The organism is Chryseobacterium indologenes, from assembly GCF_001295265.1.
Lineage (GTDB): Bacteria > Bacteroidota > Bacteroidia > Flavobacteriales > Weeksellaceae > Chryseobacterium > Chryseobacterium indologenes_A.
Window position 1 is genome coordinate 599,756 of record NZ_LJOD01000001.1, and the last position, 15,754, is coordinate 615,509.

Consider the following 15,754-nt stretch of genomic DNA (forward strand, 5'->3'; position numbering starts at 1 on the left):
ATTTCTTTTTTATCAAGCCCAAACGCAACAGCCCGGAAACAGGGTCCCGGGCTGTTGATTTCTGTAGAAAACAGGTATTTAAAACTTATTGTAATTAGGTACTTTTTTCAAAGTATCTACCCAGATGGTATCCGGGCCTTTAACAGAAAAACTGGCTGTATTGATACGGTAAAGCTTTTGTTTATAATCTTTTTTCTGATGCTTGTAATAGTCTTTGATGGTTGACGGATTAAGCTCATAGACAGCATTGACGAGACTGTCAATTTTTGTTCCGGACTTTACTTTTTTAGAAATGAGGATTCTGTCGTTATCATTCAGCTCTGAATTAGGCTGCGGGTTCAGATTTCCTTCGGTTTCTGTTGTCCTGGCAATTGCACTATCCGGCTGAGCAATAGGAATAGTCTCCATATTGTCCTGGTTTTCAGAAACGGAGGCTTCGGCATAAGGGATTTCTATCTTATGTCCTTTACTGAAAAAAAGAAAATAGGAAAGGTAGGATCCGGCTAAAAGAAACAGTAAAGCAAAAGTCATTATTTTATAGATCACGGCTCCGGACTTAGGGTTTTCTTCCCTGCTCCGGCCGGCATTAAACTCCGCAAGGCTATTCCCTGAAAAAGGGTTCTGCTTTAAAGTCTCCGGTCTTGCCGGGCCGGAAGATAATACAGTATCAAGAGAAGACACCTTTTTATTCTGACTTATTGCAGAATCCAGTACTTTCTTATTTTCATGGTACTCTTTTTTAACCGTCTCGGTTTTTCCCCCGGATCTTAAAACTTTAATCAGTTCATCTAATTTTTTTGAATACTGATCGTATTCCTGCCCGATCACCCGGACACTGTCTCTGCACGTCTGAATCTTTTTTTCGTTTTCCTGATGACGTTGTACATTTCGTTCAATCTGCTGATTAGTCTCGTTGATTACTTTCTGTTTTTCATCTTTCAGGTTTTCTTTTTCAGTTTCCAGTTCACGGATCATGTCCTGAACTGATTTTTCTTTTTCTTTCTGAAGAATCCGGATTTCATTGTCAAAGCCATCCGTATTCACTATTTTAAAAATCCCTTTCTGCTGTACAAATTCGGCAATCTCACTGCTTTGGGTAAAGTAGATGGTATCATACACATTGAGCAGCTGAACTGCTTTTGTAAACATTTCCTTCAGTTCCGCCGGATCGGTCATACAGTACACCACAAGATAATTCCCATTGAATCTGGTAAAATCCACCTCATCAATTTCCTTCAGATGAAATCCTAATTTATCAAAGTCTTTAGGCTTCTGTACCACAAACTGATCGGAATGGCTGACTGAAATGACTTCCTCCGTCACATTGTTCTTTTCCAGATTTTCATGAAATTCATTCAAGGTATCAATTACGAGACCTTCTGAGGCCGATTTACCGGAAAATAACAGGCCCGATCCGATAAATGTTCCGCCTCTGTTTGAGTTCTGCTCTTTAGCAAAGGTATACAGACAATATGAAATGAGACCTGAACCTCCGGCATAGTCTTTCCGCAAAGCATAGATACAGCTGTCCGGAAAAAGCTTAATAGCATTTGTTTTCAGGTCAAATGTCCGGATTTCTTTTGCGATTGCCGCATTCCCGCCCAATACAAAGGACTGCCTGAATCCATTCGGGTTTCCGAAAGTTCCGAATGCCGTAAAAAAATAAGTTCCGTTCATCAGCTTGTAAAACTAAATTTTAAACGCTCCCAGAAGGTTCCCTCATAATCCAGATCATATCCCGTAATGCTTCTGTACAACCATTTAGAGAGAACACCCGCTGTAGAAAGATTAAGCAGACTGATCCTTTCCTGTCCTGTGGTATTCTGAACGCTTCCTACTGTGTAATAGGTTTTGCTCAGTCCGTAAGTATCAATTCTCTGCGATGTCATTGGCAGGCGTTCTATTATAAAATCATCAAGCTCTCCGGCATTTTCCACATCCATTCTTCCGGACTTATCCCACTTGGAAATAACAAGAATAGCATTCACTGATTTCAGGTTTTTTCCTTTCCTTTCCAGCTCGTCCAGAAACTCATTGATCAGCGCATCATCTCTATGAGCAGATTCATAGCTTGTTACAATGATAAAAGTGAGCGGAATATTCGCATTCAGAAATGTTTCTATGCTGCTGTGATAGCTCCCTCCTCTTCTGATATCTTTATGATTTTCACCAGATGTCTCCAGAAAGGTAAGATTAATCGGAACTACCTTTTTTGATTTATTATTAGGTTCGAAAACAAGATCCAGCCTTGTAACCTGATCTTTCGTTGTTCTTTCCGGTAAAATACCCTGCCTGATATTTTCAAAAAAATCAGACAATAGTACATTGGCTTCTTTGGTATTGGGTGTTCCCAATTTAGGGCGTACTACTCCGGCATGGGCTCTCAAATAATACAGCATTGTGGACAGAATCACAGATTTTCCGGACTCTGCTGTTCCGAAGAAGAAAATAAAGTTACTGTCTTTATTTTTAATATCATCCGAAATGGTTCTGGCAATAGGGATAAAGTCTTCCTGAATATCATTATTATTTTCAAATGAAAGAGGTTTTAATGGCTGGCTTATGTCATTGTCAAAAGACATAGGTTTCAGATTGCTGCTGTTATTTTCCATGATTTAGCTGTTAGGAATTAAAGTATTACCGCTTCTTTTGTTTCTGAAGACACTTCCACCACTGTTTCTTCCGCTGTCAGGGCTCGTTACCAGTAAAATGATAATTACGATTACAAAGTCAAGTAAAATACATCCTGCCAGTACAACAAACTGGTACATTCCGAAATTCTTCACGGCATGCTCAAAAGCAAATCCTATCTTTCCGACTTCCTGAGTTTGTGAAGCGGCTGGTTCAAAATGCATTTTCTCTGCTCCTAAAACGTTCTGGGCACGGCTTCCAAGCTTGTTGTATTCCGCCAGTGATTCATCGATCAATCCCTGCGACAGAAGGTCTTTATCTTTTTTAGGCAATAGTAAAAGCTCCTGTATATTTTTACTCCACTTCGAGGCTGCATTGTTGATGTCTGTTTTTAGGGTTCTTTCTTCGGGAGACAGATCGGAGATGATATTATCAATCTGCCGTCCCATTCTTTCTGCCAGATCTGCGTAATCATTTCCCACCGGGGTCAGAAGATCAACTTTTTGTCCGGTAAGCTTTTCTATATCGCTGATGAGAGCCTGCGCACGGGTTCCGATTCCTTTGTTCCCCGGATCTTTAATCTGTTCCATCAGCTGTTTTTTCTTGATCTCGATATTCTGGGTGGTTGCTTTGTTGTATTTATAGCTTAACCTTGATTCCACGTCGCTTTCTAAAGCAGTATAGAGTTTATTGATCTCCCGAAGTTCATTGGCATAAATATCGGTTTTCATAAAGCGGGTATAGAGCGCATTAAAGTTGGCAATAAAGCAGAATGAGGCTATAAAAATATAGATACCGACCAGACTTCCGGTAGGTTTTCCTTCGAGCTTGGCATTTCTGAGCATCCAGCACAGAAAAAGAAGCAGCAGAGACAAAACAAGAGCGATAACAAATGAAGCGGGCCCAAAGATCTGCTGTAATCCAAGCCAGGTCTGATAAAAGCTTACGCTGATGAGAAGCAGTGCGAGAATCCCCAGAAAGAGATCCGCGGGTGTGGTTTTTTTATTCATAATTATTGAGTTGTTGTTTTCAGATTTTTATATTGTTTTATAATGCCCGAAACTACAAACAAGCTCAAAAAAAAAATTACGGCTTCCCGTAATTTAGTGTATTTATTCTCCGGATACAGAGTCTGTTTTTATGACTCAACCATAGCCGGACTATTTTTTGTAATATATTCTATAACTTCCTCAAGAGTCTGAAAACGACCAGTTTCATTACCCGTCTCTTCATCCTCAGCCACAAAAACATCCTCATAGGGAGCCAGCCTCAACCTCTCTTTACCAATAAGGATTGACGGGCTATTTTCCCAACCTTTGGAACGACGGGATATAACAGCATCATTATCCGGGAAATAGGTAAACTTCATATATTCACAGAGCAGATCGTTAAAATAACCACCCGTAGTGCTTGCATTTAACTGGTAACCATATTTTTCATTGGCCAGCATTATAAAACCATAATCTCCATATTTAAACAATTTCTTACAGTAGATATACAGCTGATGGTATTTCAAATCTGGCAGTTGCCGGCTTATATAATCTGTTGCCGGGTTTTGGCTGATAAAACGATCTATTATCAGTTGCAAAGAATTCTTTATATCCAAATCATTATAGAGCGGATCATCAACTAAAGAGATTAATATTTGATTTTTTTTACTGTCTGTAAGGAAGCCTAACCAATTTTCTCTTCTGGATCTGTACGTTTCACCATCATTTTTAAAAAATGATCTTTTACCTCTGCCTTTATTCCCAAAATAGTTTCCAAAGGTTAGCAAAGCTCTTTGCAGCAGATAATCTTTATGATTTAAAATATCACTTTCAAATAATGGTCCTATTTTTTTGCTGTACTTTCTAAACAGATTTTTTTCATTATTGGACATTTTCAGCAGGAATCCTATTTTTCCTTTAAAATAAGGATGTGCTTCTGCTTTACAGATTAATATATTCCATGAATCTTCAGAAGTCCTATCAGATTCTGAATTGATTAATGCTGATTTTAAAACCTCTTCTTCTACCTGATCTTTAGTAAAAACAGAAGTAAAGGTATTTGTATTGAGATTTGAAAGCCATTGATGAGTGTTGCTATTGTGTTCTTTAATATATCTGTTTATTTTTGTTATATCTCCTATAGCATTTTTATAAAGCTGGGCATTGTCAAAGGTCTGATTGTTATATAAATTAGATAATACCCTGTAATATTCATTAAAATGTTCTTTATCAAAAACCGAATCAGAGTTTGCTCCTATGAAAGCTATAATACTATAATTTTTAATCAAATCTGTCCATGCTATTTTCGATGTATTATTAAACAGAAATCTGAAAAATACAGAAACTTCTTCTTCATACTTTTCTGTCTCAAAAACATTTCCCGAACAGTAATTCAAAATATCAAAATAACGGCTCAGCTTGTCTCTGAAATCATCATGGTAAATCATTTCAAAATCGAAATCTGCCGTGTTATTCATAATGTTATCAATATCCTCTTTATTTTTACCTTCTTTAAAAGCAGAACCAACCAAATCGGTTTTTAACACCAGATCGGTTATATATACAATTTTAAAGAAATTAAAGTAGGCTGTATCTATTTCAAAAACCGTTTCCTCCTTATAAGTCCAGAACAGATCATTCCATTCAACATCAAATTTCAGGGAATCTTTCTCCCACCTTTCTTCACTGATCCATTTTTCATGTTCAATCTTTCCAAACAGCCAGGCTTTAAAATTCTCAAATTCACTCAGTTCTTTGCCACGGGCATTCATTTTTACGTACAAATCATCAGACAGACTGAAGTTTTTAAGATTAAGAAAGTCAAAATGCAGAATTTTCCGGTCTGTAAGGTTGGTCCAGATCAGGTGATAATCCGGCAGTTCGGTCTTCGTTTTAAAGTAGCCATGTATTTCTTCCAGCACATTCAGCATAGATTTTACAGTAGGATCATCCAGCCAAGTATTAGAAAATGTTTCATGATTGGCGATCTCTTCTTTCAGGGAATCTTCAAAGAGAAACTTAACCTCTTTGCTGCAAAGCATTTCTATAAAAAGTTCGGTGCTTTTTCTGGTTTTATATCGAAACCTTTTCAGCAACCCAAGCTGATCTCTGTTCCCCAGCTTTGAAAGAACAAACCAATGGATCAGAAATAAGGCCGTAAGTCTCTGTTGCCCATCTAATGGAATCAGAAATACACTTTGTCCGTTATCGTTGCTTTTGGTAGTAACACCAGTTTCCGGAACAATAAGATCAATGCTGTCCGCATAATCCCGGATACTTTTCAAAAGCGATGTAATAGCCGATGAGTTTTTTCGGATCTCCTCCTCATTCTTTTCCCCGTAAATTTTCCCGTAGACGAAATCAAGTCTTAACGGGCCGCTGTTCTCCAGTGCGGACAACAGTGCAGTGATAAATTTCCTTCTGATAACCGGAATTCTGCCACTCTCTCTCCCCTGTGCGTAATCTCTCTGTATAGCAGGAACTTCGATTCCTATACCGGTTACTATTTCCCAAAATGTACTATATTGATGATCAACCATGATTTAAGAATTAATTGTTGGTAAAAAGTATTCTAATCTTTCTGCAATAGAACTTTTATATTTCTTGCCGTCTTCTCCCGACCACTGTTCCAGCTTAAGATTTTCCGAAAACGTTTTATTAAAAGCATTAAGGGTTTCAACAGGAATGAATACAGGTTTATTATCATCATTCCTTCCCTCTCTGTCAAATTCCAATATTTTGTTTCTTTTTGTTTTAAACAGATGATTGCTTAATGAACTGTTGGTATTCCGGTCAAGAAGTACCAGATTTGATATCAGGTGTGTTTTGTCTTCGAAAGATTCTATAAGTTTATCAACCTGCTCCTGAAGTTCTCTATCTTTCTTGAGCTCTTCAAAGCTGCTTTTGTTTTCCAACTCATCTAGAATCATTTTTTCAGCATCAGAAATCTCTGCATTTTCTTTTCTGTATTCCAGCTGATCTTTAATCCAGAATCTATATTGTTCAAAATCTTCAAGATTTTTGGGTTTCTGCGGAACAATATGTTCTATGCTCCATTTCTCATTAACATACAGCTCAAACGGAAATTTGTTCGATGACATTTTATCCACATAATAGAGAACATTATACAAAAGAAGAACATTCTGAGTTTGTTTATAAAAATCATCATAATGAAGATTTTCTACAGCATAAGCCAGAATATCATGACCATCTTTTCTGACCGTCTTTCCAAATTTTTCTTTGATTCTATTTTTAAGCTTCTCCTGGAAAATCTTTTTAGTCTTTCCTTTACTTAAATCCAGAATATCCTCAAGACTGCTTAAACCCGTCACCGTTAAATAACCTACATAATGAAAAAAGAATGAATCATTATACCAGTCCACCAGTTTATTGAAGAGCTGTATAATTTCATCCCATTTTGCCTGAAATGCTCCCTCCCTGTCATCTTTTAACTCATTGAAAAACTTTTCATATTTACGGTAAGCTAAAGTATCATCATTACGGGAACTTTGTTTCAGTTTCAAATCAAACAGATAATCAATCCGGGTTCCTTTGTTATACCTCTCCGAATCAGGCTGTATAAAGTACCAGAATGTATCATCCTGAAGTTTTTTTTCCACCTGGTCCCACTCCAGAGCAAAACGATTGATCTTATATTCCGCAACAGCTTTGCTTTCTTTATTTGAAATATCCAGAATAAACAGCGCTTTAATCAATTCGGAAGTTGTTAAAGATATTTTTCCTTTATTGTTGTTCAGAAAAACGTCAATAACTCCATGATCACTCATGGCATCATCTAAAGAATACCATATGACATGAACATGATGAAGCAGTTTTTTAATAAAACATTTCTGTTTATCACTATCCAGACATTGTTCAAACCAGTTTTTTATATAATAGCCAACGATAAAAAAATGATAAATATCTACATTGTCAAAATGTCTGTTTGCCGTTACAAAATCTTTCCAGCTGTTATTGGCTTCAGCTACATATTTATAATCCTTATCTTCTAATAGATTCTCATTGATCTGCGAAGGAATATAGCCGAACATCTCTGTAAGTTTCTCAGAAAGAAACTCACCGCTCTTTTCCCGGATTTTATAACGAATAGAATACTGGATACTGTCTTCATCTGCATCAAGAAAACGGAGATAATGCAGTAAAATATAAATTGTTGTCATTCTCTGCTGCCCGTCAATCACTTCATTTTTTACGGATAGGTTATATCCCTCATATTCCTCTTTCTCAATTCCCAGCGGCTTCAGAATTACAGGTTGTATACAGTAGACTCCTTTCTTGTGATCGTATTCTCGAATATCATTCAACAGTTCAAGAATTTCTTTCTTCCCCCATTTATATCCCCGCTGATATTTCTCTATAATAAACCTTTTGTTGTTTAATCCGCGAACAGGCATCAAAAGCAGTGTATTATCTTTCATGCAGTATGTTTTCAGGTTTGTTTTTATTTTCACAATAAGCTTACACAGTACTTATTTGCTTAAACTACCGCAAGTATACTCAAAATCTTTAATTCCTGATTACGGGAACACGCATTTTCTGAAGAAATGTCACAGACCTTTCTTTCCCTCGATCCAATAAGCCTGTGACCGGATGCATTTAGGAGCAACTCCTTTTGCTTTAAGAAATTTACGGATCAGAGACATTGTGTTTCCGTTTCCGGTGAGATAAAATACGACCTCATCATTATTAATCGTTTCTTTTTCATCGTTCAGAAAGTCGTTTAAGGCTTCTATGATTTCCAATGGAGAATTTTTGGGAGTATGATACCCGAAAAGTTCAAATATTTCCAAAGCAGCAGGATCTTCAAGTTCGTGAAGACAGACAAAAGAACCTCCGGTTTCCTCAGCCGCTTCTTTAATCGAAAGAGAACTTCCTAACGAGGTTTCATCACCGATTGAAAAATGGATCTTAGCATCGGGCTCAAAAAAGCGTTTTCCTCTAGGCATCAGGATTTTTATGGAATCTCCTGAAGACAAACCGCTGATAAAACGGCTTCCAACAGCATCAGCATTATGAAGATGAAAGACCACATCAAAAGTTCCTTCTGTCTTATTAAAGCTAAGCGGTGAATAATTACGGAAATCTCTTTCATTCACCCGGATCCCAATGGCATAGGCCGGTTCAAAATCAACATTACTCAGATCGGTGCTGAAGCGCAGTCTACGAAGGTTCTCTGAAACAGATTCTATACGGGTAACCGTGCATTCTTTAAATTTTGAGGACCAGACATTTTCTACAGTGTCATTGATCCATTTTGGCAAACTTGGCATCTTTATTTTTTACTGCAAAGGAAGCCCCAAAATAAAAATATATCGATAGCTGCTTCGTTGTAATGATTGGACAAAACGCGGTTTATCTCTACTTTTGATTGATATCACGAAATTCTGACGGTGATTTTCCTTCTAATTTAGAAAACAGCCTTGTAAAATAAGCATGATCATTGTATCCAAGTTCGTAAGCAATCTCTTTTACGGTTAGATGGGTAAAAAACAGGGATCTTTTTGCTTCGATCAGAATTTCCTGATGAATCCAGTATTGTGCTGATTTTCCTGTTACTTCCCGGATCACCTCCGTGAGATAACTTCGTGAAATATTAAGAAGGCCGGCATAATCAGATGGACTTTTCAGGGTTTTAAAATTCTTTCTCACCAGAATTCTGAATGCTCGGGTCAGCTGAAAGGAACGGCTTTCGTTTGATATTTCCGGGCTGGTATTCTGAGTATAAATCAACGCAAACATTTCTGTAAAAGCATTGAGCAGAGATCTTATCACCAGATTTCCCCGTTGAGCAGAGAATATTTCGTCTGTACAACATTTATTTAGCACCTCTGCAGAACTGTTTAGCAGGTCTAAGCATTTTTCTTCAACAGGCAATGGTTCTATTTCAGTTAAAGTCTCTTCAAATACCACCCTTACCGTGTCGGGAACCAGGTCTGTCTTCACGGCGGCAAACCATCCGGAAACGTCCTTCATGAGAAGTCCCTGATGTACCTGGCCAGGCAGTACACAAAACATGGAAGCCCCTTCTGCCTCCACCCTGTTAAAATCTACCATCATTCTTACATGGCCACTTTTCATAAAGGTGAAGATATAATGACTGTCACGATGCACTCCTTTATCCACGAAAGTTTCCTCGGGATGTTTGATGCGGTCATCCATTCTTTCAACAATGAATCCTCGCTGGGAAATGTCGTTCAGATCATAGGTAGGAATAGATTGTTTTACTTTAGGCATAATGCATAAATATATTAAAAGAATGGAGGATGAATAGAATTAAAAGCCCGTTACTCTTCTATGCCTCGTTTCTTCTTTACTTTATTCAAATTTAATGAACATTTTATCAAAGTTCAGGGTTAGTTTCTGGAAGCTGTTAATAACATCCTGTCCGATATTTCCGTATACCTGATGTTTGCCAAATTTTTCTTTCAGCACGCTAACCTTATTAAGGGTTACTTTTTTATCCAGGATATGGAAAACTGCTTCAATTTCAGCTCCGTTATACGTTTTGGTTCCTCCTGCTCCGCCAAGGGTGATGGGAACGGTCTTATAATGTTGATCAATCTGATGTTTATTTTTCAGATAATAAGGATAATACAGCATGGAACGTTCGGCTCCGGTGTCAAAACTGAAATGCATTCCATCCATACCCATCATTGGGGTAAGGCCGTCAATGGCCATATTGGAGGGAGAATTGATCTTCGTTTCTTCTTTCGGGACGATAAAATAACCATCTTTCGTCATCTGTATTTCTTTAAAAGATTCAATGACAGGAAATCCTAAAATGCCGTTGATCTGATAACTGATCTGCGGAAAAGCCAGTGCAGCATCCGGGAATACCAGAAATACTGCATTTTCAACCGTAATATTTCCTAACATCATCTTCTTGCACACAGCGAGATCAGCCATCACTGAAGCTCCGGTAATCGCATCCACTTTAATCCCGGCAGGAATAATTTCCATTTTGAAACTTTTGGCTGTAGATTCCGTGATCACAGATAAATTGGCTCCTGTATCAAAAATGAAATCAGCAGAGTTTCCGTTGATTTCTACTTTAAGATTCTTCAAACCTGCTTTATCCTTCTCCATTTTCAGGGTGGTAGTACTTCTGATCTCTGTTTTTTGTTGGGGCTGCTGTGCCAATGCTGTCCAGATTTTCATTGTATTTTCCAGATCTTCTTTTTCTTCTTCAGAAAGCAGATTGCTATAATTCTTCTGTATGGTTTCCAGAATATTTTTAGCCGATTGATACTCATATCGCTTCATGGCATTGTCTTCCCTCACTCTGTAAAGTTTCAGCATCAAAGAGTCCGGAAGAGATGAACGAGAACTGATTAATGGTACTATTTTCTGTTCTGAAAGTTCCGGTTGATTAAAAGCATTGTACAATACGGCTTCTGTGAAATCTCTATACACTTCCGGAAACTGTTTTTTCTGTGCTTCAAACTGCTTTTTTGCATTAAAGAAATCCTTCTTCTGTATAAGACTGTATACTTCATTAAAAGAAGACTGCTTCTGTGCATAAGACCATTGAGCAAAAGAAACCATACTGAAGATGATCAGCACTGCTTTTGCCTGGTTTCTGAATATATTTACGAGCATATTTGATATTAATTTAAAATACAGATTCACAATAAGGGATCTTAAACATTTTGCCAGATGCACCAAGAACAAAGATAGATATTCAGACGGTAAAAAAGTGTTCCGGTATTAGAAAACAAGATATTCCATGATATTAAACGGTTTTTGTGTTTAGCTTCGGAAAAATGTAATTTAGCGGTCAGAAATTAACTAAAATAATCTTTTCAGAATACCCCATGTCTAAATTAAAAGCTGTAAGGGAACAGAAAAATCTGACGCAGGAAGAACTGTCGGAAAAATCTAAAATTTCCGTAAGAACAATCCAGCGGATTGAATCCGGAACGGAACCGAAAGGACACACCCTAAAAGCTTTGGCACAGGCATTGGAAATACACGAAAGCTTATTACAGGAAACAAAGACTGCTCCCGAAGCTGACATTGTACCTCAAGAAACCCAATTACAATCAGAAACAGAAATTCAAACCAGGAAAGAAGAACCCGGGATCAACTATTCAAAAATCAAGCTCATCAATCTTTCATCCCTTCTGTTCGTTGTACTTCCTCCTCTGAACATTTTAGTTCCTCTCCTCCTGATGTTTATCTTAAAGCAGCGGAATACTCTGGCAAGGCAGATTATTTCAGTTCAGATGATATGGACAGTGATGGCTCCCATTGTATTTATGCTGGGTATCTTTTTAAAACCAGGAAGACAGTTTACATTGATTCTTATGATCCTGGTTGTACTGACTAATGTTTTTATCATCCTTCGAAACGCAGCTTCCATAGACCGGAACAAAAAACTTTATTTCAAACTGAATTTCAGCATGATATAAATCCCGACAGGACTTTGGCGGGTTTTTGGCGGGTTCATCATCAGGATAAAAACAAGGGAAATTCTAATCTTTGTCAAAATTTTTAACAATGACAAAGTATACTCAGATACTGTTCTGTTTTATTATTATTTTCCTGAATACAGCCAAAGCACAGACTGATAAAACAAACAGCATTTATAAAACCATCCTATCCAGAGACAGCCTTCTTTTTTCCGTTGGCTTTAACACCTGTAATTTTAAGGAGATGGAAGACCTGCTAAGTGACCAGCTCGAATTTTATCACGATAAGGATGGTATTTCTGATAAGAAGAAATTCATGGCCGATTTTAAAAACGGTTTGTGCAAATCTCCGGAAACGTATCGGTCCAGACGCGCTCTTATCAGCAACAGTACTCAAATATATCCCATGTACAAAAAAGGAGAGCTTTATGCCGTCATTCAGAACGGAGCTCATCAATTTTATGAAAGAATCAATAATCAGCCTGAGCAATTAGTGGGTTCGGCTCAATTTACCAATTTCTGGTTTTTGGAAAACGGAAGCTGGAAATTAAGAAAATCGCTGAGCTTTGATCATCAGGCAAAGCAATCTTCTGAAGACATTATATCTGAAAATGACCAGGACATTGAAAACTGGCTGAAAAAAGTTAATATTCCTACCCTTGGATTAGGGATCATCGAAGGAAGTGAACTCAAACAGATCAAAGTCTTCGGTGAAATAAAAAAAGATGTTTCAGCACCTTACAATACCTGTTTTAACGTAGCCTCTCTTACCAAACCTGTAACGGCAATGGTTGCCTTACGCCTGATCAGTCTTGGAAAATGGAAGCCGGATGAACCTCTTGCATCCTACTGGACAGATCCGGATATTGCCCATGATCCCCGACATAAAAAACTAACCACCAGATTAATTCTGAGCCATCAGACCGGATTTCCGAACTGGAGATGGATGAATCCGGATAAAAAACTGAATTTCCAATTCGATCCCGGAACAAAATACCAATATTCCGGGGAAGGTTTTGAATACCTGAGAAAAGCACTGGAAAGTAAGTTCAAAAAAACACTCGATCAGCTGGCCAAAGAACTGATCTTTGAACCTCTCAAAATGGATGATACCAATTATGTATGGGACAAAAATACAGATGAATCAAGATTTGCCATCGGATACAATAAAGAAGGCCTACCTTATCCGGTTGAAAAAACAAAAACGGCCAATGCTGCTGACGATCTGCATACTACCATAGAAGATTATGGAAATTTTATGGTCAGCGTGATGAAAGGCAGGCTTCTGAAACCTGAGATTTTTCAGGAAATGATCAAAAGACAGGTTAAAACCAAGGAGAATAAGTATTTTGGATCAGGTTTTGAAATCTATGATCTCGGCAATGGTGAATATGCTCTGGCTCATGGGGGAGCTGATCTCGGCACCCGGTGTATTGCAATTGTTCTTCCAAAATCGGGAAAAGGAATTCTGATATTCACCAATACGGATGACGGATATAAAGTGTATGAAAAGCTGGCGATCCATTATCTGGGTGAACAGGGAAAGAAAATTTCAGAGATAGAAAATAAATGATGAATGCCATTTTGAAATAAACTTAAGCAGCTGTATAATCTGAGAGATCTGTAGAAAATTAAAGTAAGAAGCCTGCCTCATTTTGAGTATGCAGGCTTTATAATGATTTTACGAAATAGTTTATTAGAATTTAATATTCCGTCCTACTTCACTTTCTCCAGCAGATATAATTTTGCTCCGGAAAAGGCAAGCTTAGGCATTACATTTCCTTCCAGAACCATTGTTTTGTTATTGACATCAATCACAGAGATATAATTATCGGAATTGTATTCGATATAGTTTTCTTTTTCTTTAGTGAGAGGATTTTTACCGAACTCAAGGGAATATTTTACCCAGTCTTCCTTATCGGAACTGCAGTGTACCGGTTTGAACCTCGATTTTTTTGCCTTAAAAATAATCTGATCGAAGCTTTCTGTGCAGTCTGAGGTAAATGAGGCATCGGGATTCTGATCTTTTGAAAAATCTTCAAAGGAGCCACGGTATACGCCTACTATTTTCCAGGTTCCGTCCAGACGGTCTTCATCTATTTTTCCTTTGGCTTTGCTTACAGCCCAGCTGATCCCGTTTACGGTACCTTTTACAGCTTTATATCCAAGGGTTGCGGCACCTGTTACCACTTTCGCAGCTGTTCTTACCACACAGGAATTTAATATGAATACAGCTGATGCCAGGAAGATTATTTTTTTCATATTGTCAGGTTTTTATAGTGCGAAGATAAGGTTTTTGATTAAAAACGGGAAGATGGAAACCTCGTATGCAATAATAAAAATCTTATGTTTTAAATACGTATACACTAAAAAAATAACTTAAGTGTTAATTTTTATCCATGCATTAGTGGCAGATATATGGATTTATCTTGCCAGAAAACCACAGATATAAAAAAACAGCAGAGCAGCACTACTGAAGTTTCATTTTATTGATCAGAGGATTGGCGTACATCGCCAGGAAATATTCCCTTGAAACAGGATCAGACGGATCGATACGCATTTCGAGTCTCCTTACAAACAGCTGTTTTTCCTGTTCTGTATATTGTGAAGCATAAGTATTGGTATTCCGGAGCAGATCGTAGGCAATGAATTTAGTTGGCCAAAGCTTATAGTTCCTGATAATGGAATCGTCTATTACCTGGGCAACAGCCTGAAGCTGCCTATTTTTATTCTCAATCTCTGCCGCAATTTCATCCAGTTCCGTATCCAGAACATCACCGGCATGAAGGTGAATCCTTTTTTTCTGGCCTAAAATCCCGCTGAGCATTGTGGTAAAATCTTCATTCTTTCCTTTAATATATTCCTCTTCTCTGTGCTGAGCCAGCAGCTGAGGCATTTTCAGGGAATCTGTAGGGTCATATTCATAGGAAATAGAAATGGGAACAATCTTCAGGGTTTTAAAGTACTCCATTAACGGCTGATCTCCCGCTGCCATGGCAAGCATTTTCAAAACGCCCTGCTGGGTAGCATCATTCCCGTCTTTGGTACGGCCTTCCCGCTGGGCGATCCATACTGAATGTTTTTGGACATGTAAAAGCTGGTCAATATATTCCGACATGGTTTGGGAACTTTTCAGCTGCTCACGAAGCGAAAGTCCCCGCTGTACCAGAAAATTACGGTTCAGCTTGGCCAGAACATTTAAAAACTTCCTGCGGACAAGGTTATCTCCAATTGCTGAAGCTGTCATAATATGGCCGCTTTCCAGCAAAGCCAGATTAAGCAGGGAAGTATCAAGAACAATATCCCGGTGATTCGAAATGAAAAGATAAGGGGTGTTTTTATCCAACTTGTCGAAGCCTGAAGTTGTTAAGCCATCAGAGCTTTTCGCAAGGATCTGACGAACGGTATGCGCAATGAAATGGGTTTGAAAATCACTCGTAGAATGAACATTTTTCAGCTGTTCCTGCCAAATCTCCTCTTCCCTGTCCGGGAAAGTAAAGTTCACCAACGCCTTCATCATAGGGTCCCGGGCTATTCCCGCCAATGCTCCATTCACTTCATGATCATCAAAAAACCGGATTTCATCAAACTTTGACATGCAATTATTTAAGATTAAAAACTTTTTGCAAAAGAACGAAAATTTATCTGGGATGCGGTTATAAAGGATGTTAAAGTATTATGAATGGCGTAGGAGTAATTGGT

Annotated in this window: 12 protein-coding genes; 2 read left to right on the plus strand and 10 right to left on the minus strand. The window is 38.0% G+C overall.

Translation table 11 applies throughout. From position 1 onward, the window contains the following. Nucleotides 1–78 precede the first annotated feature (78 nt). The 8 genes from AOB46_RS02710 to AOB46_RS02745 all read right to left on the minus strand — a co-directional run bounded on the left by AOB46_RS02710 (nt 79) and on the right by AOB46_RS02745 (nt 11,240). Nucleotides 79–1,677, minus strand: coding sequence for a hypothetical protein (locus tag AOB46_RS02710; RefSeq protein ID WP_062696491.1), 1,599 nt, complete (start codon nt 1,675–1,677; stop codon nt 79–81). After that, nucleotides 1,677–2,612, minus strand: coding sequence for a hypothetical protein (locus AOB46_RS02715; protein WP_062696492.1), 936 nt, complete (start codon nt 2,610–2,612; stop codon nt 1,677–1,679). Before AOB46_RS02715 ends, AOB46_RS02710 begins: the two co-directional genes overlap by 1 nt. 3 nt (nt 2,613–2,615) lie before the next feature. After that, on the minus strand, nt 2,616–3,641 hold the full coding sequence (locus tag AOB46_RS02720; protein ID WP_062696493.1) for a hypothetical protein: 1,026 nt from the start codon (nt 3,639–3,641) through the stop codon (nt 2,616–2,618). Between the two features lie 128 nt (nt 3,642–3,769). Further along, nucleotides 3,770–6,160, minus strand: a complete 2,391-nt coding sequence (locus AOB46_RS02725) for a DUF262 domain-containing protein (protein WP_062696494.1) — start codon at nt 6,158–6,160, stop codon at nt 3,770–3,772. A 3-nt stretch (nt 6,161–6,163) separates the two neighbouring features. Beyond that, complete coding sequence (locus AOB46_RS02730; protein WP_062696495.1) at nt 6,164–8,059, minus strand: DUF262 domain-containing protein; 1,896 nt, start codon at nt 8,057–8,059, stop codon at nt 6,164–6,166. 129 nt (nt 8,060–8,188) lie between these two features. After that, a complete protein-coding gene (locus AOB46_RS02735) occupies nt 8,189–8,911 on the minus strand; it encodes a siderophore-interacting protein (RefSeq protein WP_062696496.1) in 723 nt (240 codons plus the stop codon). Nucleotides 8,912–8,999: 88 nt separating this feature from the next. Continuing rightward, on the minus strand, nt 9,000–9,875 hold the full coding sequence (locus tag AOB46_RS02740; RefSeq protein WP_062696497.1) for a helix-turn-helix domain-containing protein: 876 nt from the start codon (nt 9,873–9,875) through the stop codon (nt 9,000–9,002). An 81-nt stretch (nt 9,876–9,956) separates the two neighbouring features. Then, nucleotides 9,957–11,240: a retropepsin-like aspartic protease gene (locus AOB46_RS02745; protein WP_062696498.1), complete on the minus strand. Its 1,284-nt coding sequence runs from the start codon at nt 11,238–11,240 to the stop codon at nt 9,957–9,959. A 215-nt stretch (nt 11,241–11,455) separates the two neighbouring features. On the opposite strand from AOB46_RS02745, the gene AOB46_RS02750 reads away from it, so the two are divergent. Together AOB46_RS02750 and AOB46_RS02755 are read left to right on the plus strand one after the other, a co-directional pair. Further along, the gene (locus tag AOB46_RS02750; protein ID WP_062696499.1) at nt 11,456–12,052 is read left to right on the plus strand and encodes a helix-turn-helix domain-containing protein; all 597 of its coding nucleotides are present in this window, start codon (nt 11,456–11,458) and stop codon (nt 12,050–12,052) included. Between the two features lie 88 nt (nt 12,053–12,140). Continuing rightward, nucleotides 12,141–13,625, plus strand: coding sequence for a serine hydrolase (locus AOB46_RS02755; protein ID WP_062696500.1), 1,485 nt, complete (start codon nt 12,141–12,143; stop codon nt 13,623–13,625). Between the two features lie 143 nt (nt 13,626–13,768). Here the strand turns inward: AOB46_RS02755 and AOB46_RS02760 are convergent, their stop codons facing one another. Both AOB46_RS02760 and AOB46_RS02765 read right to left on the minus strand, forming a co-directional pair. Next, nucleotides 13,769–14,314 (minus strand): hypothetical protein, encoded by a 546-nt coding sequence (locus tag AOB46_RS02760; protein WP_062696501.1) that lies wholly within the window; start codon nt 14,312–14,314, stop codon nt 13,769–13,771. Nucleotides 14,315–14,522: 208 nt separating this feature from the next. Beyond that, entirely contained in the window at nt 14,523–15,650 is a 1,128-nt protein-coding gene (locus AOB46_RS02765) for a 1-acyl-sn-glycerol-3-phosphate acyltransferase (RefSeq protein ID WP_062696502.1), read from the minus strand. Nucleotides 15,651–15,754: the final 104 nt, after the last annotated feature.